Source organism: Salinispora oceanensis (assembly GCF_000383575.1).
Classification (GTDB): Bacteria; Actinomycetota; Actinomycetes; order Mycobacteriales; family Micromonosporaceae; genus Micromonospora; species Micromonospora oceanensis.
Map to the genome: position 1 here is coordinate 953,896 of NZ_KB911579.1, position 20,919 is coordinate 974,814.

Annotated in this window: 16 protein-coding genes and 1 pseudogene; 8 read left to right on the forward strand and 9 right to left on the reverse strand. The window is 70.4% G+C overall.

Features of this window, described 5'->3' with window-relative positions; translation table 11 throughout:
* Window positions 1-176: 176 nt before the first annotated feature.
* Together ddaH and rocD are read left to right on the forward strand one after the other, a co-directional pair.
* The gene (ddaH, locus tag SALPAC4_RS0104200; protein ID WP_027644419.1) at window positions 177-986 is read left to right on the forward strand and encodes a dimethylargininase; all 810 of its coding nucleotides are present in this window, start codon (window positions 177-179) and stop codon (window positions 984-986) included.
* Window positions 987-2,201, forward strand: coding sequence for an ornithine--oxo-acid transaminase (gene rocD / locus SALPAC4_RS0104205; protein WP_019869286.1), 1,215 nt, complete (start codon window positions 987-989; stop codon window positions 2,199-2,201).
* A 57-nt stretch (window positions 2,202-2,258) separates the two neighbouring features.
* Here rocD and SALPAC4_RS0104210 read toward each other — a convergent pair whose 3' ends face one another.
* The 9 genes from SALPAC4_RS0104210 to SALPAC4_RS0104250 all read right to left on the reverse strand — a co-directional run bounded on the left by SALPAC4_RS0104210 (window position 2,259) and on the right by SALPAC4_RS0104250 (window position 12,384).
* A complete protein-coding gene (locus SALPAC4_RS0104210) occupies window positions 2,259-3,410 on the reverse strand; it encodes an FHA domain-containing protein (protein ID WP_019869287.1) in 1,152 nt (383 codons plus the stop codon).
* Window positions 3,411-3,540: 130 nt separating this feature from the next.
* A complete protein-coding gene (locus SALPAC4_RS0104215) occupies window positions 3,541-4,584 on the reverse strand; it encodes a fatty acid desaturase family protein (RefSeq protein ID WP_027644418.1) in 1,044 nt (347 codons plus the stop codon).
* Between the two features lie 129 nt (window positions 4,585-4,713).
* Window positions 4,714-5,031, reverse strand: coding sequence for a divalent-cation tolerance protein CutA (gene cutA, locus SALPAC4_RS0104220; protein WP_019869289.1), 318 nt, complete (start codon window positions 5,029-5,031; stop codon window positions 4,714-4,716).
* Window positions 5,032-5,040: 9 nt separating this feature from the next.
* The gene (locus SALPAC4_RS0104225; protein WP_019869290.1) at window positions 5,041-6,057 is read right to left on the reverse strand and encodes a 1-acyl-sn-glycerol-3-phosphate acyltransferase; all 1,017 of its coding nucleotides are present in this window, start codon (window positions 6,055-6,057) and stop codon (window positions 5,041-5,043) included.
* Window positions 6,057-6,887 (reverse strand): patatin-like phospholipase family protein, encoded by an 831-nt coding sequence (locus SALPAC4_RS0104230; RefSeq protein ID WP_019869291.1) that lies wholly within the window; start codon window positions 6,885-6,887, stop codon window positions 6,057-6,059. Before SALPAC4_RS0104230 ends, SALPAC4_RS0104225 begins: the two co-directional genes overlap by 1 nt.
* An 84-nt stretch (window positions 6,888-6,971) precedes the next feature.
* Window positions 6,972-8,078 carry a glycosyltransferase family 4 protein gene (locus SALPAC4_RS0104235; RefSeq protein WP_027644417.1) on the reverse strand — a complete coding sequence of 369 codons (1,107 nt, stop codon included), beginning with the start codon at window positions 8,076-8,078 and terminating at the stop codon, window positions 6,972-6,974.
* Window positions 8,079-8,397: 319 nt separating this feature from the next.
* Window positions 8,398-10,056 carry a S1C family serine protease gene (locus SALPAC4_RS0104240; RefSeq protein WP_019869293.1) on the reverse strand — a complete coding sequence of 553 codons (1,659 nt, stop codon included), beginning with the start codon at window positions 10,054-10,056 and terminating at the stop codon, window positions 8,398-8,400.
* 61 nt (window positions 10,057-10,117) lie between these two features.
* Complete coding sequence (locus SALPAC4_RS0104245; RefSeq protein ID WP_019869294.1) at window positions 10,118-11,686, reverse strand: sensor histidine kinase; 1,569 nt, start codon at window positions 11,684-11,686, stop codon at window positions 10,118-10,120.
* Complete coding sequence (locus SALPAC4_RS0104250) at window positions 11,683-12,384, reverse strand: response regulator transcription factor (protein ID WP_018744083.1); 702 nt, start codon at window positions 12,382-12,384, stop codon at window positions 11,683-11,685. Before SALPAC4_RS0104250 ends, SALPAC4_RS0104245 begins: the two co-directional genes overlap by 4 nt.
* A 159-nt stretch (window positions 12,385-12,543) precedes the next feature.
* On the opposite strand from SALPAC4_RS0104250, the gene SALPAC4_RS0104255 reads away from it, so the two are divergent.
* The 6 genes and pseudogenes from SALPAC4_RS0104255 (at window position 12,544) to SALPAC4_RS0104280 (ending at window position 20,917) form a co-directional block, all read left to right on the forward strand.
* Window positions 12,544-13,242 carry a hypothetical protein gene (locus SALPAC4_RS0104255; RefSeq protein ID WP_019869295.1) on the forward strand — a complete coding sequence of 233 codons (699 nt, stop codon included), beginning with the start codon at window positions 12,544-12,546 and terminating at the stop codon, window positions 13,240-13,242.
* A gap of 96 nt (window positions 13,243-13,338) precedes the next feature.
* A pseudogene (locus tag SALPAC4_RS27315) lies at window positions 13,339-13,464 on the forward strand (ABC transporter ATP-binding protein); the annotation flags it as partial.
* A gap of 181 nt (window positions 13,465-13,645) precedes the next feature.
* Window positions 13,646-17,377 (forward strand): multifunctional oxoglutarate decarboxylase/oxoglutarate dehydrogenase thiamine pyrophosphate-binding subunit/dihydrolipoyllysine-residue succinyltransferase subunit, encoded by a 3,732-nt coding sequence (locus SALPAC4_RS0104265; protein WP_019869297.1) that lies wholly within the window; start codon window positions 13,646-13,648, stop codon window positions 17,375-17,377.
* A 66-nt stretch (window positions 17,378-17,443) separates the two neighbouring features.
* Complete coding sequence (locus SALPAC4_RS0104270) at window positions 17,444-17,638, forward strand: DUF6104 family protein (protein WP_019869298.1); 195 nt, start codon at window positions 17,444-17,446, stop codon at window positions 17,636-17,638.
* Window positions 17,639-17,729: 91 nt separating this feature from the next.
* Window positions 17,730-19,805 carry a phosphate acetyltransferase gene (gene pta / locus SALPAC4_RS0104275; protein WP_019869299.1) on the forward strand — a complete coding sequence of 692 codons (2,076 nt, stop codon included), beginning with the start codon at window positions 17,730-17,732 and terminating at the stop codon, window positions 19,803-19,805.
* Window positions 19,802-20,917, forward strand: a complete 1,116-nt coding sequence (locus tag SALPAC4_RS0104280) for an acetate/propionate family kinase (RefSeq protein WP_018735775.1) — start codon at window positions 19,802-19,804, stop codon at window positions 20,915-20,917. Before pta ends, SALPAC4_RS0104280 begins: the two co-directional genes overlap by 4 nt.
* Window positions 20,918-20,919 lie beyond the last annotated feature (2 nt).

Here is a 20,919-nt window from a genome sequence, read left to right on the forward strand (position 1 = left end):
GGAGAGCACCTGCAATGAAACGCTGCAAACAAGCTACCAAACGCAATGATCCGACGGCCAAAGCAACTTCCTACGGTGGATTCTGCTGACCTGCCCCACATACCGTGGAGCAACGGCGCCAGCCCGCGGGCCACGGTGGCCGGGGCGCGCCCAACCCTGGGAGCAGGACAATGCCGATGGACGCCACCCGCCAGCGCTTCCTCATGTGCCGGCCGACACACTTCGCCGTCGACTATGCGATCAATCCGTGGATGGATCCGGCCGCACCAGTCGACGTCGACCTGGCGATCCGGCAGTGGGAACAACTACGCCAGACCTACCGGGACCTCGGCCACACCGTCGAGGAGATCACCCCGCTACCGGGCCTGCCCGACATGGTCTTCGCCGCGAACGGCGGCACGGTCCTCGGCGACCGGGCCATGGCGGTGCAGTTCCGGGACCCACAGCGTGCCGACGAGGCGCCCGCCTACCGGGCCTGGTTCGAAGCCGCCGGCCTTGAGGTACACGATCCGAAGCACGTCAACGAGGGGGAGGGCGACATCCTGCTCGCCGGTGGCTACCTCCTCGCCGGCACCGGGTTCCGGACCGCGCACGCCGCCCACGCGCAGCTGCAGGAGGTGTTTGGCTACCCGGTCCTCACCATGCAGCTGGTGGACCCCCGCTTCTACCACCTGGACACCGCGTTGACCGTGCTGGACGAGCACACCATCGCGTACCTCCCCGAGGCCTTCTCCCCCGGCAGCCGAGCGGTGCTGCGCCGGCTCTTCCCGGACGCCGTAACCGCCAGCATGGCCGACGCCGCGGTCCTGGGCCTCAACGCGGTCAGCGACGGCCAGCACGTCGTCCTGCCGGCGCAGGCCACCGGCTTGGCGGCGAAGCTGCGGGAGCGGGGCTACCAAACGATCGGGATCGACCTGTCCGAGCTGCGTAAGGCCGGCGGTGGCCCGAAGTGCTGCACGTTGCGACTCCGACAGGGAGACGAGTAGATGATCAAAGAAGAGGTACGGACGCCCGCGGCCGTCCGCGACGCGCAACGATGGACAGCGCACAACTACCATCCGCTGCCGGTGGTCATCTCCTCGGCCGAGGGCGCCTGGGTGACCGACGTGGACGGCCGCCGCTACCTGGACTGCCTGGCCGGCTACTCGGCGCTCAACTTCGGACACCGTCACCCGAAGCTGGTCGAGGCCGCCCACGCCCAGCTGGACCGGCTCACCCTGACCAGCCGCGCCTTCATCCACGACCAGTTCGCCGACTTCTGCCGGGAGCTGTCCCAGCTCTGCAACAAGGAGCTGGTGCTGCCGATGAACACCGGGGCCGAGGCCGTCGAGACCGGCATCAAGGTGGCCCGCAAGTGGGGCTACCAGGTCAAGGGAGTCGCGGCGGAGCAGGCGAACATCGTGGTGGCCGAGGGCAACTTCCACGGCCGCACCACCACCATCGTCAGCTTCTCCACCGACGAGGACGCACGCGCCGACTTCGGGCCGTACACCCCGGGCTTCCGCCTCGTCGCCTACGGCGATCTGACCGCGCTGACCGCCGCCATTGACGAGAACACCGTCGCGGTGCTGCTCGAACCGATCCAGGGCGAGCAGGGGGTTATCGTGCCGCCGGCCGGCTACCTGCCCGCCGTACGGCGGGTCTGCACCGACCGGAACGTGCTCCTCCTCGCCGACGAGATCCAGTCCGGCCTCGGCCGTACCGGCACCACGTTCGCCTGCGAACACGAAGCTGTCGTGCCGGACATGTACCTGCTCGGTAAGGCTCTCGGCGGCGGAATCGTGCCGGTCTCGGCCGTCGCGGCGGATGCCGACGTTCTCGGCGTGCTCCAACCAGGCCAGCACGGCTCCACCTTCGGCGGGAACCCCCTCGCCGCCGCGGTCGCCACCGAGGTTGTCCGACTCCTGGCCACCGGCGAGTTCCAGCGCCGCTCCGCCGAACTCGGCGCCCGCTTGCACACCGGGCTCCAGGCGCTGGTCGGCAAGGGCCTGCTCGCGGTCCGAGGCCGCGGGCTCTGGGCCGGCCTGGACATCGACCCGGCCCTGATGAGCGGGCGGGAGGCGAGCGAACGGCTGATGAGCCGCGGTGTCCTCGCCAAGGACACCCACGGCTCCACCCTCCGCCTGGCCCCGCCCCTGGTCATCACCGAGGAAGAGACCGACTACGCGGTGGCGCAGCTCGCGGCGATCCTCACCGAGTAGCCCCTCGTGCCATCGCAGGGGAGCCGGGTCACGGCCCGGCACCCTGCGGTGGCCGGGTCAACGCGGCAGGCGCATTGCCATCGTCGGCGCCTCGGCCATCACCGAGGCCGGGGTGTACGGCGCGCCGGCCGGCAGTTCGTCCGGGCGCCCAACCTGCACGCCCGGGTACAGCTCCACCATCTCCCCCTCGGCCAGCACCCGAGACTGCTGCGGCGCCAGCGGGACACGCTCCGCCTCCACCATCGACCCGTTCGGCCGGATCCCCGAACCGTTGGTGCTCATGTCGGTAACGATGATCTCGCCAACGCGTAACTCCAGTCGCAGGTGGCTGCGGCTGATCCACCGGCGGGCCTCGTCGTTGAGCCACTGGCCGAGGACGATCCCGCCGTCCGCCTCCGGAGCACGCCCGACCAGCACCGGCTCGGAGTCGGTGAGCACGAACCGGCGCCGGATCAAACCACCGACCCGGACCGCCAACACCGCCGACCGAGGACGCGGACCCGCGTCGCTGAGCCGAGCGCCGTGCCGGGGGCAGGTCGGCACTCCGCCGCGCAGGCTGGGCGGCGGCTGCGTCACCGGGCTGCGATCGCTGACCGCGGCCAGATCGGCGAAGGCCCCGCCCCCACCGCCCTGACCGAAGAGCGCGCACGGGGACTCGGGGCACCGCCAGTGCCGCGTCAACAGCTTGTTGCCGGCTACGGAGCGGTCCCCGGCGGAGGGGGCGCCCCCGCCACCGACGTGCGCGACGAAGGTCGGCCCGCTCTGGGCGGGTACCGGGGCGACCACCCGGCCGGGCTGGTCGGCCACCCAGGGGTAGCGTCCCCGCAACCCGTCAAACCGGGCCCGGCTCAGCACCGGAAGCCCGAGCAGGTCGGCGACCTCCAGCATCCGACCACCGGGATTGTCGAGCACCTCCACCAGGCCGTCGTCGGCCCAGCGCCGCACCACCATCCGCTCGTTCGACGTCAGGTCGGCGTCGGAGAGTACGCCCCGGTGCACCACCGCGTAGACCGGGACGCTGTCCTCCTCCAGGTGCCGCGCCAGGGCGTCAATCACCATGCCGAGGCGGAGCAGACTGGCCGGCCGGCCGCCGTCAATATCCTGGTAGCGGATCACCTCGGCCAGGTCGAGCACCGCGCGGGTCAGCCAGGGGTCGGTGGATACCCGGCCCTCAATGGCGTCCAGCACCTTACTGATCTCGAATCTCATCGGATCTCCCCCACGAAGGTCGCCCTCCGCCCGGTGCGCACGTCTGCCATGAGCAGACCCTACCGGCACCACCGACCCGGAGCTGACCAGCGGTGTCGGCACCACCTCACCACCCCGACTCGCTGCTCACCTAACGTAAAGGTTGGCCAACCGCGTGCAGGTGCGCGAGCGCCTGCCGGTACGACTCCACCAGCCCCACCTCGACGTACGGGACACCCCGCTGCGCGCAGTAGGCCCGGACGATCGGTTGGGCCCGGCGCAGGTTCCCCCGCGGCATGCTCGGGAACAGGTGGTGCTCGATCTGCTGGTTCAATCCGCCCAACGCGACATCGACAAGCCGACCTCCTCGTACGTTGCGTGCAGTGACCACCTGCTTACGCAGGAAGTCCAGCTGGTCAGCGGCGGTCGGCATCGGCATGCCCTTGTGATTCGGAGCGAACGAACACCCCATGTACAGCCCCCACAGCCCCTGGTGGACAACCGCGAAGACCAACGCCTTCCCCGGTGACATCACCAGCAGCAGGGCGCCAACGTAGCCGACGGTGTGCGCGGCGATGAGGAACGCCTCGGCACCCCGGTGCCGCATCGGTGTCTGGAACCGCCCGTCCGGCCCCCGCCCAGCGATGGCTCGCAGGCTCGACAGATGCAGGTTCAGCCCTTCCAGCAGCAGCATCGGGAAGAAGAGGAACGCCTGCCGGCGTGCCAGCCACCGAGCGAACCCTCGGGTCGCCCGGGCCTGCTCCACCGACCAGACCAACGCACCCGCCCCCACGTCCGGGTCCTCGTCGGCGTGGTTGGGGTTGGCGTGGTGCCGGTTGTGCTTCTCCACCCACCACCCGTAGCTGAGCCCGACCGCCAGGTTCCCGGCGAGCAGGCCGACCAGTTCGCTCGGTCCCCGCCGCCGAAACATCTGCCGGTGCCCGGCGTCGTGGCCGAGGAAGGCCACCTGGGTGCTGGCGACCGCCATCAGGACCGCGACCGCCGCCTGCCCCCAGGAGTCGCCGACGAGGATGACCAGAGCCCAGACCGCGCCGAAGAACGCGCCGGTTGACGCGATCCGAGCCGCATACCAACCGGGACGGCGTTCCAGAAGTCCCGCCGCCCGAATCCGCCGGGACAACTCGGCGTAGTCACTACCCCGTACCGGCGGATCCGCCACCAGCTGCCGCATCATCGCCCACCCCTCCTCGGCTCCGGTCGCGCCGGTCAGCTCGACCACCGGAACCGAGTCTGCCGAGGTCAGTTGCGCCGAGTAAGCCGGCGGGCCCCCAGGTTGGCGGTGGGGTAGGCCCTACCGGGCGGGTTACGGACGGGTCTGCTCGTGGATCCAGGCGGCGTAGTCGGGGTTGCTCTCCACCCGGTTCACCAGGATCTCCGGTACGTCGTACGGGTGGTTGGCCCGGATCTGCTCGACCAGCGCGCCGACCCGGTCCGGGGCGGTCTTGAACTGCACGGACCATTCGGAGTTGGTCTCGACGCGCTGTTGCCACCAGTACGTGCTGTCCACCTGGCCGCCCAGCTGCGCGCAGGCCGCCAGGCGCGCGGCCACCGCCGCGTCCGCGAGCCCCCCGGCGGCCGAGCGCTCGTCCACCACCGTCGTCACCACACAGATCTCCTCCACAGAGTCACCCTACGGGGACCCGTTCTGATGCTTGGCGATCCATGCGTCCATCCGCCCCCACCAGTCGAAGAGCCAGTCGATCCGCGCCTGCGCACCGACCGGCACCTCCTCCGGGGGCACCGACCAGAACCGCATCACAATTCGTTTGTCCATGGGAAGTTCCCGCCACACGTCGGCAATGGTGACCATCCGGTCCAAGCCGGTGTGGGCGACGAAGATGACGCCCGATTCGGGGGCGGCGTCCAACGCGGCCAGCAGCCCGCCCGGCTGCGGGGCAAGCACGTGGCGCATCCGCTCAGCCCGCGACGCCATCAACTCGTGGCCCAGTTCCCGCAGCCGGATGATCGCCCGCAGGCGACGCTTCGGCGTGAAGTTACCGCCCTCGGGAAAGAGCACGAAGGCGCTGTCATCATCCAGGCCCGCGGCGAGCTGACCGATCTGTTCGGGCAACGCCGCGCGGCCGTCCGGTCCGGGCGCGAGAAATCGATTCGGTAGCCGGTTGAGCAACACGTCAATCGCCGGATCCCACTGCAGGGTGTGCTTGAGCACGATCCGCGGCTCCCGACGGAACCAGTTGACCAGGGCATGGATCAGGATGAACGAGTCGCCCGGGCCGGCGTGCCGACACAACACCAGCTCCGGCCGTCCGGCCAGAGCCGTGTCCGGATCGGCGCCGGCCACCTCAATGGAGAGTCGCAGGGTCCACCGGGCCTGCCAGAACAGCACCCGCAGAAACCAGCCGGCGAGCCGGTAGTGCGCCTGCTCGAACGCCGGGGACCGGACCCGCCAGCCGAAACCGGAGGCGGCCCAGAGCACGAAGAGCGCGATCAGCGCTGCCGCGTCCCACACCAGATAGACCAGACCGATCCAGAGCAGTCGCAGCGGACGCAGCCGACCCGGCACGAACGGCGAGGCGGCCAGGGCGAGCAGGGCCCACACCGGCACTGTCGTCACCACGGTGGCCGCCAGCACAACCACACCCGGAGCCAGGAGCAGCCGGCGCAGCCACCGGGGTGGTAGGCGCATCAGCGGTCCAGCTGGGCCAGGTAGCGCCGCGAGGCCGTGTAGGCCCGGCTGATCCGCCGCCCGACCGCCGCCAGGTCTCGGTACGCCCACGGCGAGTCCTCCCGGGGCTGGATCCCTCCGGTCGGCAGCACGTGCACCTGGACCCCGTCGGGCACGGCGGCCAACTCGCGGGCGAACCGATGTCGGCGGGCGATCTCGAACGCGACTTGGGCAATCTCCCAGGGGCGCCGCGGTGGGCTGAGCTCGCGTTCGATCCGCCCCACCTGAAGCACGAAGATCTGGGTGGCGCCGGCGGCTACCGCCTCGCCGATCGGGATCGAGTTGACCACACCCCCGTCGATGTAGTGCTCGCCATCGATCTGGGCTGGGGGGAGAAGACCCGGCACGGAGGCGCTGGCGAGGACGGCCGGCACCACCGGCCCGGTGTCGAACCAGTGCTCGGCGGCCCGTTCGATATTCGCCGCGCAGCAGCGGAAGGGCACCCGCAGGTCCGCGAAGGTGGTGTCGGCGCCGAGTTCCCGCTCCAACAGTTTGCGCAGGGGCCGCGGTGAGTGCAGATGGGTGCGCGCGGCGAACCGGCGTAGCTGCCGGGCCACCGAGTCGCCGTACACCTCGCTCGCCTCGGGGGAGGCCCAGAGCCGGACCAGTCGGTCGGTGACCGTAGTGGACGGGTCGGCGGCCACCAGCACCCCGTTGACCGCACCAATCGATGTGCCGAACACCAGGTCGGGCTGGATGTCGGCGCGGAACAGAGCGCGCAGCATGCCGACCTCGACCGCACCGAGGATGCCGCCCCCACCGAGCACGAACGCCACCGGACCCCGAGCCATAGCTGCCATCCTGGCATGGCTGTGCTCGCCCGCCCGCCGGCCCGTCACCCACCTCCCCCGCGCGGACTGATCCGGCCGCCGCCCTCAGCGGAAGGTGCTGGGGGCGGGCTCCCGCGCGGGTACCACCGCCGAGACGAACCGCCGCAGCACCGCCTCGTAGCCGTCAACCAGCCTTGTGGTGGAGAAGTTCTCCGCCACGTGCGCGACGCAGAGCGCCGGGTCCAGCTCACCCACCTTTCGCAGCGCCGCCGGCAACTCGTTCCCGGTCGCGCAGATCAGACCGGTACGACCCGGCACGATCAACTCCGGCACGGCACCTCGACGTAGCGCCACCACCGGGGTCCCGGTGGCCATCGCCTCCAGCATGACGATCCCGAACGGCTCCTCCCACTGGATCGGCAGTACCAGACAGCGGGCGTCGAGGAGCAGGCGGAACGAGTCCCGCCGGTCGACATCGAGGATGACGGTGACATCGTCGTCCAGCATCGGCCGGACCACCTCGTCGAAGTAGCGACGTTCGGCTGGCTCGTTGCACTTGCCGGCGAGGATCAGTGGCAGGCCGGCCGCCCGGCACGCCCGGATGGCGAGATCGGGTCCCTTGTCCGGACTGAACCGGGCCAGCCAGAGCACCGGCCCCCGGCCCGGCTGCGACTTGTGCGGGATATCTTCGGTGTCCAGCGCGTTGTGTACCGTGCCGATCCAGGGAAGCCGCAGGTTGAGCCGCCGTTGGGCGTGGGAGATGGCCACCAGACCGACGCCCCGGTCGACCTCCTCAAGGACGGTGCCGTACTCCCCGACCGGGTTGCCGTGCACGGTCGCAATGGTGGGCACTGACCGGCGTCCGGCCAACAGAGGTCCGATCGTGGTGTGGTCATGGACCACGTCGAAGTGTTCCGGCGTGACGCGCTGATTCACCTGAACGAGGTGGGCCAGCTCGGGCAACGCCTCACCCATCCGGTGAAACTTCAGCTCGGCGTCGGTCGAGACGTAACGGGCGGCGGTCCCGGTTTGCTCCCCCGCGCCGAAGAGGGTCACCGGGTGCCCCCGGGCGATCAGCCCATCCACCAGGGCGGCGACGACGTGCTCCAGGCCGCCGTAGCCGGCTGGCGGCACCGACAGCCACGGCGGGACCACCATCGCGATCCGTAGTGGCCGACCGGCCACCCTGCCGTCCCCGCGGTTACGCGCCACGAGTCCCCCCTCCGGCCCCTGGTGGGCATGGGCACCGCCATGCCCACCCCCAGCACGGCACGGCTGCCAGTCGGGGGCGGATTCCCGGTTGCCACCCGAGTAAACCGGACAAGCCGGACACACGCCCCCGCTACCCCGGCCGGTCCTGGTTCACCCAACGGCGCCTGGAGAGGTTGCCGGTGGTTCACCCGCCCGGGGGTGAACCACCGGCACCAAGGACGCGGCGGGTGGTGGAGCCAACCCCCTTGGCTCCACCACCCGCCGCAGGAGGGAGGAGGAAAGTCCCGATCGCAGTGATGCCCTGGATGGGCATCACTTCTTAGGACGCTTCGGCGAGCGTCACGGTTGCCGTCGCTTCAACATTGTTTCGCTTGTACGTCACATCCACCCGGTCGCCCACCTTCCCGGCCTGGACCACCGCGACCAGATCTTCGGAGTCGCCGATCACCTTGTCACCGAACTGGATGATGACGTCGCCCTGCTGGAAGCCCGCCCGGTCGGCAGCACTGTCGGGCGTGACCGCGACCACCAGGGCACCACCGCCCTCAGCGGGGTTGACGCTGACGCCGAGGGTGGGGTGACTGACCTTCTCCCCCCGTTGCAGCTTCTCGGCGACATCCTTTGCCTTGTTGCTGGGGATGGCGAAGCCGACCCCGATGTTGCCGGTGCTGCCTTGGCCGCTGGTGGCGATCGCGGTGTTGATCCCGATCACCTCGCCCCGGGTGTTGACCAGTGCCCCACCGGAATTGCCCGGGTTGATCGGCGCGTCGGTCTGCAGCAGCCCCGAGATCGAAGTGACTCCCGCCGTCGGGTCCCGCTCCGACCCGCCGGCCTGGATGGTGCGCTCCCGCGCGCTGAGGATGCCGGCGGTCACCGACCCCTGCAGGCCCAGGGGACTACCGAGGGCAAGAACCTGATCGCCGACCTGCATCGCGTCGCTGTCGCCGAACTCCGCCGGCGTCAGGTCGCTCACCCCAGCGGCCTTCACCACCGCCAGATCGGTCTTGGGGTCGGTGCCGGTGATCTCCGCCGACACCGTCTCGCCGTCGGCGAAGGTCACCAGCACGGTGCCGCCGCTAGCGGTGGCGATCACGTGGTTGTTGGTCAGCACGTATCCGTCGGCGGTGAGGATCACGCCCGAGCCCCCGCCAGTGTCGGTGCCGATCGACACCACGCTGGGCTGCACCGCGGCGGCGATCCGCGGCAGGTCAGCGCTGTCGATGATCGGGGCCGCGGAGTAGGTGCGCGTGATGCCGGAGCCATCGCTCAGGGCGAGTGCCAGCGCACCACCGGCGACACCGGAGCCGAACATCAGGGCCAGCACCGCGACGCCCGCGCCGATGAACTTCGCGACCCGGCTGCCCGGATTCGGGCCGGTTCGCGGCGCCACCCACGGTGGCATGGGCTGCCCAGCCAGATGCGCTGGCTGACCCGGGTAGAACGGGGCTCCGTACCCGCCCTGCTGCCCCCCGCTCCCGCCGATGGACTGCGGCCCGTACCAGGGAGCGCCGGGGTGTCGTGGCGAGTAGCCGGGTGGATAGGGGTGCCCACCGGGCGGCCCGGTGACGGGCGTGGCACCGAGCCCCGGGGCGAACGGCACAACGGGGTCGGCCGACGGCGGGCTGCCCGAAGCCGAAGTCGGCAGAACGTCCGTGCGGTCAGCCGACGACGAGGAGTCCGGGGCCGAGGGCGGCAACACCTCGGTGCGGTCAGCCGACGACGGAACCTCCGGGACCGAGGCCGGCAACACGTCCGTGCGGTCGGCCGACGACGGAACGTTCGGGGCCGAGGCCGGCAACACCTCAGTGCGGTCGGTCGAGGTGTCGGCGGGCAGTGCGGCGCTACTGTCCGCACCGGGGGTAGCAGCCGAAGAGTCGGACTGGGTGCGCTCGAGGCGGGACAGATCGACCGTGGGGTGCGACGGCTCGGCGTCCCCGGAGGTCTGCCGACGCTGCGGGTCGGACTCGTAGTCGGTCATGGAACCACCTTCTCCCCTACCACTTCGATCTGCCTGAAGCCCAGCTGTGGATTGGCTGAAATTACACCTCGTCACCGTCCGTTGCCGGCGCCAGGGGCAGCCGGACCCGAAACGTCGCGCCTCCACCCGGCGTCTGCGCCACCTCCACCGTGCCCTGATGGGCGGCGACCAGGGCGGCGACGATCGCCAGTCCCAGCCCGGTCCCGGTGTTGCCACTGGCCTGGCGGGTCCGGGCCGCATCCGCCCGGTAGAAGCGCTCGAACACCCGCTCGGCCTGCTCACCGGAGAGCCCCGGTCCGGTGTCGGCGACCTCCACCACCGCCAGTGCACCGGCCTCGGACCGCAGCCGGAGCGTCACCGACGCCCCCGTCGGGGTGTGCGTCAGGGCGTTGGTCATCAGGTTGCCGATCACCTGCCGCAGTCGCGCGTCATCGCCGTACACCACCAGGGGCCCGGAGCCCGGGACGATGTCCAAATCGATCCGTCGGTCCGGTGCCACCGCTCGGGCCGCCGCCACCGCGTCGGTGGCCAGCACCGGCAGCTCGACCGGGGCCGGCGACAGCGGACGCTCCCGGTCCAGCCGGGCGAGCAGCAGCAGATCCTCCACCAGTAGCCCCATCCGGGCCGCCTCGTCCTCGATCCGACGCAGCAGGTCGCCGGTCTGCTCGGGGTCCCGCGCAGCGCCCTGCCGGTACAGCTCGGCGAAGCCCCGGATGGTGGTCAGCGGAGTACGCAGCTCGTGCGAGGCGTCCGCGACGAACTGCCGCATCCGTTCCTCAGAGCTCCGAGCGCGGGACTCGGACGCCTGCGCGTGCGCGGCGGCGTCCCGAGCTGTCGCTTCGGCGGCGCGGGCGGCGGTCTCCGAGGCGGCGCGGGCGGTGAAGGCCGCCTCGATCTGGGTGAGCATCATGTTGAGCGCCCGGGACAGCCGCCCCAGCTCCGAGGTCGGCTGGGGGTTACCCGCCTCGGGATCCGGCACCCGGCGGGTCAGGTCGCCGCCGGCGATCGCGGCGGCGGTCTGCTCGATCTCGTCGAGGGGCTTCAGGCTGGCGCGGACGATGCCCGCGCCGATCGAGGCGAGCAGGAGCAACACCGACGTGCCCACCAACAGGTCGATCCAGACCAGCCGCTTGACGGCCTGGTCCACGTCGGTCAGGTGCTGCCCGATGGCCAGCCACGCTCCACCCGGCAGCTCCGTGTAGAGCATTCGCCAGTGCACATCGTTGCCCTCCGCGCGGACAGTGAACGGCTCACCAGCCAGGCGCCGAAACCCCGCGCCGTCCGCCGGCACCGGGGGCAGGTCCCGACTCTCGAACCGGCCTTTGTCGTACACCACGCCGTCGACCAGCCCGGTTTGGTCGCTCGTCACGACGATCAGGTAGTCCGTCGGGAAGGTCAGCCGAACCGGCACGTGGAAAGCCTCGCCGGCCTTGAGCTGGGAGTCGATCCTGCTGGCCGAGCCCTCCAACCCCTGGTCGACCTGGCCGATGAGGTAGCTCCGGAGGAAAACGGTGGTCATCGTGCTGATCACCAGGAGCGCGACCGCCACCAGGGTGAGGACCGCGGCGATCAGCTTGACCCGGAGCGGTATCCGGCGCAGCCCGGCCTTCGCCTGTGAGACGGCGTTCACGCTGCCGGCTTGCGGAGCACGTACCCGACCCCGCGGAGAGTGTGGATCAACCGGGGCTGGGTGTTGTCGACCTTGCGCCGAAGATACGAGATGTACGACTCAACGATGTTGTCGTCGCCCCGGAAATCGTAGTTCCAGACGTGATCGAGGATCTGCGCCTTGGAGAGCACCCGGTTGGCGTTGAGCATCAGGTACCGCAGCAGCTTGAACTCCGTCGGGGAAAGCTGCACCCGCTGCCCCGCCCGGTGCACCTCGTGGGCCTCCTCGTCGAGTTCGAGGTCGGCGAAGGTGAGCCGGGCCGGGGCCTGCTCACCGCTGGCGCTGCGGCGCAGTACCGCCCGGATCCGCGCGGTCAACTCCTCCAGGCTGAAGGGCTTGGTCACGTAGTCGTCGCCGCCCAGGGTCAGACCGCGGATCTTGTCGTCGGTGGCGTCCCGCGCGGTCAGGAAGACGACCGGAGTGCGGGTACCCCCCTCGCGCAGCAACCGAATGACCTCGAACCCGTCCAGGTCCGGCAGCATGATGTCCAACACGACCAGATCGGGGCGGTGTGCCTTCGCCGCGCTCAGCGCGGCGCTGCCGCTGGTCGCGGTCGCCACGTCGAAGCCCGCGAAGCGCAGGCTCGCGGAGAGCAGCTCGAGAATGTTTGGATCGTCCTCGACGACGAGCAGTCGGGCCTCGGTCTGGGTAGCCGCCATGCGGCCATCATCCGTGTCCCGGCTGCGACGTGCCTGGGGGGTTCCTGAGAAAGCCCTGTGAGCGGAGGATCAGGCCACCCCTGGGCAGCTGCGGCATGACCATGGGAGGCTGCCCGGCGGATCCGGCGACCGGGCCGGCGCCGACCGGAGGAGGACAGCGTGATCATCGACTCGCGGTACAACGGCCCGCCGGGCTCGGCGAACGGCGGGTGGAGCGCGGGTACGTTCGCGGCGGCGGCTCAGGGCACCCCGCTACCGGCACCTGGCACTCGCGCCCCCGACCGCCCTCGACCCGACGTGGAGCCGGTGGAGGTGACCCTGCGCCGGCCGCCGCCGCTGGAGACGCCGTTGACCCTCGAGGCGGGCGCGGTCCGCGACCCAGCTGGCCGCCTCGTCGCCGAGATCGCGACGGTTGCCGCCTTCGACCCGGTGGCGGAGCCGGTGGATCTGGCGACCGCCCGGGCTGCCGCAGCCGACTACCCCGGGCTGGTCAACCACCCGTTCCCCAGCTGCTACGTGTGCGGCCCGGAGCACGCCGACGGGCTGCGGATCTTCCCCGGTCCGCTCTCCGCCGGGCGCACTGCCGCCCCGTTCCGGGTTCCAGCGGAAGCGGACGTGGTCACGACCTGGGCGGCGCTGGACTGCCCCGGGGGCTGGTCGGTGCTCGCCCCCGGTCGGCCATACCTGCTGGGCCGGATCTCCGCCGTGGTGCTGGCCACGCCGCGCCCCAACGACGAGTGCGTGGTGACCGGGATGCTGACCCGCGCCCAGGGCCGCAAAGCCGAGGTGCACAGCAGCCTGTTCGGCCCGGACGGCGACCTCCTCGGCTACGCGCGCGCCACCTGGATCGCCGGTTAACCGACCGGACCGAGCCGGACAGCAGTTCGGCCGCAGGCCGGCTTGCGCCAACCGGCAAAGCTGAGGGCCGTGGTTCCGACACAACTTGGGAAAAGAATGACCGATGGACGGTCGAGCCCCGACACCACCGGCGAGATCCGGGTCTCCGGGCTGACAAAGATCTACGGCAACGTGCGCGCGGTCGACGAACTCTCCTTCCGGGTGGAGCCGGGCCGGGTTACCAGGAGCTGACGGGAGGGGCAGCGATCGGCGGGCTGGCATTTTCTGTGAAACCCCACACGGAGCCGAGTCGGAAACTCCTATCGGTTCGGTACGGCGTAGCCTGGAACCTGACTCGTGTGTCCGGGAGCCCCCGGCGTTCGGCGTAACCCACAAACTTGCGTGAAAGAGGCGATTACCGGCCGTGTCGACCCAGCAGACCTCGCAGGAGAACCCACTGGCGGGTTTCGGCCCAAATGAGTGGATCGTCGAAGAGATGTACCAGCGGTACCTCACCGACCCCACCAGCGTCGACCCGGCCTGGCACGACTTCTTCGCCGACTACCGGCCCACACCGGGCTCGGGAGAGACGCGGGACGGCGAGCCGGCCGCGAAGCCGGAGCCCGACGGCCGGCCGGAGCCCGACGCCGCCCCGCCCGCCGCCACCCCGGAGCACAAATCCGTGTCGACCAAGGCCGCCCCCAGCAAGCCCGCTCCCAGTAAGCCCGCCGCCAAGCCGGCCGCCGCGAAGCCGGCCGCCAAGGCCGCCCCCACGAAGCCGGCCGCCAAGCCCGCCTCATCCGGCCCGCAGACCGCACCGCTACGCGGGGTCGCTGCCAAGATCGTCCAGAACATGGACGCCTCGTTGAGCGTGCCGACCGCGACCAGTGTGCGCGCCGTCCCGGCGAAGCTGCTGGTGGACAACCGCATCGTGATCAACAATCACCTCGCCCGGGGCCGCGGCGGGAAGGTCAGCTTCACCCACCTGGTCGGGTACGCGCTGGTCCGCGCGCTGGTGATGCACCCGGAGATGAACAACTCCTTCGCCGTCGTGGACGGCAAGCCGACGCTGGTCCGCCCCGAGCACATCAACCTCGGAATCGCGATCGACCTGGTCAAGCCGGACGGCAGCCGCAACCTGGTGGTGCCCTCCATCAAGGCCTGCGAGCAGCTGGACTTCCGCCAGTTCTGGCAGGCGTACGAGGACGTGGTCCGGCGGGCTCGGAAGAACGAGCTGACCATGGAGGACTACGGCGGCACCACCATCTCGCTGACCAACCCCGGCGGCATCGGCACCGTGCACTCGATGCCCCGGCTCATGACCGGCCAGAGCGCGATCATCGGCGTCGGCGCGATGGAGTACCCGGCGCCGTACCAGGGCATGAGCGAGGGCACCCTCGCCGAGTTGGCGGTCAGTAAGGTCATCACGCTGACCAGCACCTACGACCACCGGATCATCCAGGGCGCACAGTCCGGCGAGTTCCTCAAGGTGATGCACGAGGTACTCCTCGGCGACCACGGCTTCTACGACGAGATCTTCACCTCGCTCCGCATCCCGTACGAGCCGGTGCGCTGGATGCGCGATGTCGCGATCGACGGCGAGGGTCAGATCAACAAGACTGCCCGGGTCCACGAGCTGATCCACGCCTACCGGGTGCGGGGCCATCTGATGGCCGACACCGACCCGCTGGAGTTCAAGATCCGCAAGCACCCGGATCTGGACGTCCTCCAGCACGGGCTCACCCTGTGGGACCTGGACCGTCAGTTCCCGGTGAACGGTTTCGCCAACCGGCAGCGGATGAAGTTGCGCGATGTCCTCGGCGTGCTCCGCGACACCTACTGCCGTCGGGTCGGCATCGAGTACATGCACATCCAGGACCCGGAGGAGCGGCGCTGGATCCAGCAGCGGGTTGAGCGCAAGTACGAGAAGCCGGCGGTCAACGAGCAGAAGCACGTCCTCAACCGGCTGAACGCCGCGGAGGCCTTCGAGACCTTCCTCCAGACCAAGTACGTCGGCCAGAAGCGCTTCTCGTTGGAGGGGGGCGAGTCGCTGATTCCGCTGCTCGGCGAGGTCCTGGAAGCCTCCGCCGAGGATGGGCTGGACGAGGTCGTCATCGGCATGGCGCACCGGGGCCGGCTGAACGTGTTGGCCAACATCGTCGGCAAGCCGTACGAGAAGATCTTCTCGGAGTTCGAGGGGCACCTGGACCCGCGCTCGACGCAGGGCTCCGGCGACGTGAAGTACCACCTCGGGCAGAACGGCAAGTTCACCACTCCGGACGGCGAGCACTCGGTCAAGGTCTCGGTGGTGGCGAACCCGTCGCACCTGGAGGCCGTTGACCCGGTGCTGGAGGGCATCGTCCGGGCCAAGCAGGACCGGATCGACCTCAAGCTGGAGGGCTACACCGTACTGCCGCTGGCGGTGCACGGGGACGCGGCCTTCGCCGGCCAGGGAGTCGTCGCCGAGACGCTGAACCTGTCCCAGCTACGCGGCTACCGCACTGGCGGCACGGTGCACGTGGTGGTCAACAACCAGGTCGGCTTCACCACCGCACCGGAGTACAGCCGCTCCAGCCTCTACAGCACCGACGTGGCCCGGATGATCCAGGCGCCGATCTTCCACGTCAACGGCGACGACCCGGAGGCCGTGGTACGGGTCGCCCAGCTGGCCTTCGAGTACCGGCAGACGTTCAACAAGGACGTCGTCATCGACCTGGTCTGCTACCGGCGCCGCGGGCACAACGAGGGCGACGACCCGTCGATGTCGAACCCGGAGATGTACCGGATCATCGACTCAAAGCGATCCGTTCGCAAGCTCTACACCGAGGAGCTGATCGGTCGGGGCGACATCACCGTGGAGGACGCGGAGGAGCTGCTGCGCGACTATCAGGCGCAGCTGGAGCGGGTCTTCAAGGCCACCCGAGACGCGGCCACCGCACCCCGCCAGCTCAGCCGCCCGAAGCGGGAGGATGAGCCGGAGCCACCGGTGGAGACCGCCACCGACGCCGATGTCATCCGGACGATCGGCGACGCGCACCGCAACCTGCCGGAGGCCTTCACCCCGCACAAGCGGATCCAGCAGCTGCTCGACCGGCGGGCCAAGATGGCCAGCGAGGGCAACATCGACTGGGGCTTCGGCGAGATCATCGCCTTCGGCGCGTTGCTGCACGACGGGGTCACCATCCGGCTCGCCGGCCAGGACTCGCGCCGCGGCACATTCGTACAGCGGCACGCCTCCGTCGTTGACGCCGAGACCGGCGACGACCACCTGCCCCTGGCGGCACTCACCGTCGGCGGTGAGCGGTCCCGGTTCTTCGTGCACGACTCGCTCCTGTCCGAGTACGCGGCGATGGGCTTCGAGTACGGCTACTCGGTGGAGAACGTCAACGCGCTGGTCTGCTGGGAGGCCCAGTTCGGGGACTTCGTCAACGGCGCCCAGTCGGTGATCGACGAGTTCATCTCCTCCGGCGAGGTGAAGTGGGGTCAGCGCTCCGCGGTCACGCTGCTGCTGCCGCACGGCCACGAGGGCCAGGGCCCGGACCACACCTCCGGCCGCCCGGAACGGTTCCTCCAGCTCTGCGCCGAGGACAACATGCGGGTGGCCATCCCGACGACCCCAGCGAACTACTTCCACCTGCTGCGTCGCCAGGCCCTGTCGCCGAAGCGCAAGCCCCTCATCGTCTTCACGCCGAAGTCCCTGCTGCGGCACCGGCTCTGCGTCTCGCAGGTCGAGGACTTCACCAACGGCACCTTCCAGCCGGTGCTGCCGGACGGGGGCGCCCCCGCCCCGGAGCAGGTGAAGCGGGTCTTGCTCTGCTCGGGCAAGGTCTACTACGACCTGTTCCAGGCCCGGCAAGATCGCGGTATCACCGACACCGCGATCATCCGGGTCGAGCAGCTCTACCCGATGCCGATCGAGGAGATTCGGGCCGCGCTCGCGGCATACCCGAACGCGGTGGACTTCGCCTGGGTCCAGGAGGAGCCGGCCAACCAGGGCGCCTGGTCGTTCGTCGCGCTCAACATGCTGGAACACCTGGACGGGGTACGACTGCGCCGCATCTCCCGCCCAGCGGCCGCCGCCCCAGCGGTCGGCTCGGCCAAGATGCACGACGTCGAGCTCTCCGCCCTGCTTGACGCAGCACTCCCCCGCCCGTAGACACCACCCAGCCCGTACTGGTGGGGGGGGCCGGGACAACCGTCCCGGCCCCCCCCACATCACGACGTGACCGAGGAACGCATGTACTTCACCGACCGAGGGATCGAGGAACTGACCGAGCGCCGCGGCGACGAGCAGGTCAGCATCGAATGGCTCGCCGAGCGCCTACGCGACTTCATCGACCAGAACCCCGATTTCGAGACCCCGATCGAGCGCTTCGCCACCTACCTGGCTCGGCTGGACGACGAGGACGACGAGTAGGACCGGTGAACTCCCGGGGGCGAACACTCGGGCCCCCGGGCCGGATGACCAGGCCGAAGGACCCGGGCGGACCGCCCGGCGAGCTCCTAGAGTGGATCTCGTGGCGCGAAGTGTGTATCTGACCAGCGTGAGTTCCGGCGGCGGCAAGTCCACGGTCGCCCTGGGACTGGCGGAACTGTTGTCCCGGCAGGTTGGCCGGATCGGTGTCTTCCGGCCGTTGGTCCGGGGCGACCAGCCGGACCCGATCCTCGCCCTACTCAGCGAGCGCTACCGGGTCGAACTGCCGATCGAGGACCTGACCGGCACCACCTACACCGAGGCCACCGGGATGGTCGCCGAAGGCCGGCGGGAGCAGCTCGTCTCCCGCATCGTCGAACGGTACCGCGCAGTCGAGCGGCAGTTCTCCGCAGTGGTCGTGGTGGGCAGCGACTTCGCCGATGGCGGCGACGGCGCCGGCCCCCGCGAACTGGCCTTCAATGCCCGGCTCGCGACCGAGTTCGGCAGCGTCGTGGTCCCTGTGGTGGACGGGTACGAGCAGGAGACCGCCACCATCGCGGCGGCGGCCCGGGGGGCGTACCACGACCTGGCGGACCTCGGCGCGACGGTGCTGGCGATCGTCGCGAACCGGGTGACCGGTCCGCTCACCCTTCCCGAGCTGCCGGTACCCGCGTACCTGATCCCCGAGGTGCCCAGCGTGTCGGCGCCGACCGTCGCCGAGGTCGCGGCGGCGCTCGGTGCCACCCAGCTCGGTGGAGACGACGCCGCGCTCAGCCGCGACGTACTCGACTATGTCGTCGGCGCGGCCCACGTGCCCACGCTGCTCGACCACCTGACCGAAGGTGCCTTGGTGATCACGCCGGGCGATCGGGACGATCTCCTGGTCGCCACCAACGCCGCGCACGTGGCGGGGCAGATCGCGCTCTCCGGGCTGGTCCTCACACTCGGCGAAACGCCGGACCCGCGCACAATGCGGCTGGTCGAGCGGCTACGGCCGGGCCTCGCCGTGCTCTCCGTGTCCAGCGACAGCTACGACACGGTGGCCGCCTGCAACCGAATCGAGGGCCGGCTCAGCGCCGGCAACCCGCGCAAGGTGGAGGCCGCACTGGGCGCCTTCGAACGCTGCGTGGACACCGACGACCTCTCCCGTCGACTGCGGGTCACCCGTTCCCAGCGGGTAACCCCACTGATGTTCGAGTACGACCTGATCGACCGTGCCCGGACCCAGCGCCGGCATGTGGTGCTGCCCGAGGGGAACGAGGAGCGGATCCTGCGGGCAGCCGAGATCCTGCTGCGCCGGGGGGTAGCCGAGCTGACCCTGCTCGGCCGGCCCGACGATGTCGCCCGGCGGACCCGGGAGTTGGGCGTCGACATCGCCGGTGCACAGGTTGTCGATCCGTTCACCAGCGAGTGGCGCGACGAGTTCGCTGCCGGGTACGCCCAGCTCCGCGCCCACCGGGGCGTCACCCCGGACCTCGCCCACGACATCGTGCCCCAGCCGAACTACTTCGGCACGATGATGGTGTGGGCCGGGTACGCCGACGGCATGGTCTCCGGCGCCACCCACACCACCGCCGCCACCATCCGTCCCGCCTTCGAAATCATCCGCAATCTGCCCGACGTCTCCATCGCCTCCAGCGTCTTCTTCATGCTGCTCGCCGACCGGGTACTCGTCTACGGCGACTGCGCGGTCAATCCCGACCCGGACGCCGCCCAACTCGCCGACATCGCGATCTCGTCCGCCGACACCGCCGTCCGGTTCGGCATCGAACCGCGGGTGGCGATGCTGTCGTACTCGACCGGCAGCTCGGGCGCCGGCGCCGACGTGGAGAAGGTCGCGGAGGCCACCCGACGGGTTCGGGAGCGCCGACCGGATCTGCTGGTCGAGGGGCCGATCCAGTACGACGCGGCGATCGACCCGACGGTGGCGGCGACGAAGCTGCCGGGCAGTACGGTCGCCGGGCGGGCGACGGTCTTCGTCTTCCCGGACCTGAACACGGGCAACAACACGTACAAGGCGGTGCAGCGGTCTGCCCGGGCAGTGGCGGTCGGGCCGGTTATGCAGGGGCTCCGCCGGCCGGTGAACGACCTTTCCCGGGGCGCGACCGTCCCGGACATCGTCAACACGGTGGCGATCACCGCGATCCAGGCCGGAGAGGCAGGCAAATGAGCCGGGTGCTGGTACTCAACTCTGGGTCGTCGTCGGTCAAGTGGCGGCTCTACGACGGCGACGACGTCCTCGACCGGGGCGCCGTCGAACGGATCGGTGAACCCGGGGGCGGGCCGGCGGACCACGGCACCGCCATCCGGGGGATCCTCGCCGAGCTCGACCTGACCGGACTCACCGCCATCGGCCACCGGGTGGTGCACGGTGGCCGCCGCTTCGGCGAGCCGGTCCTGATCGACGACGCGGTGCTCACCGCGATCCAGGAGCTGGTGCCACTCGCCCCGTTACACAATCCCGCCAACCTGGCCGGCATCGAGGTCGCCCGAGCGGCGCTGCCCGGTGTCCCCCAGGTCGCCGTCTTCGACACCGCCTTCCACACCACGCTGCCCGAGTCCGCCGCCACCTACGCGATCGACCGGGCGACAGCCGACCGGTACGGCATCCGGCGGTACGGCTTCCACGGCACCTCCCACGCGTACGTCTCCCGGCGCACGGCGGAGCTGCTGGGTCGTCCGTACGCCGACACCAACACCATCACCCTGCACCTGGGCAACGGCGCGAGCGCCGCCGCCGTGGCCGGCGGGCGCAGCGTGGCCACCTCGATGGGGATGTCCCCGCTCGAGGGCCTGGTCATGGGCACCCGGAGCGGCGACCTGGACCCAGCGGTGATCTTTCACCTGCGGCGGGAGGGCGGGCTGGCCGTTGACGAGATCGACGACCTACTCAACCACCGCAGCGGCCTGTACGGGCTCACCGGCGCCAATGACATGCGCGAGGTGCTCGCCCGCCGGGCGGACGGCGACCCGGCCGCCCGGCTCGCCTTCGACGTGTACTCCCGCCGGATCACCAGCTACGTCGGGGCGTACTACGCGCTGCTCGGCCGGGTGGACGCGGTGACCTTCACCGCCGGCGTCGGCGAGCACACCGCCGAACTCCGCGCGGTGGCCCTGGCCGGACTGGAGCGCCTCGGGATCACGGTCGATCCGGAGCGCAACGCCGGCAGTGGCGACCGAATCATCTCGCCGGACGGGGGCGAGGTGGCGGTCTGCGTCATCGGCACCGACGAGGAGCGGGAGATCGCCCGGGCCGCCCGGGAGGTGGCGGGCCGGCGCTGACG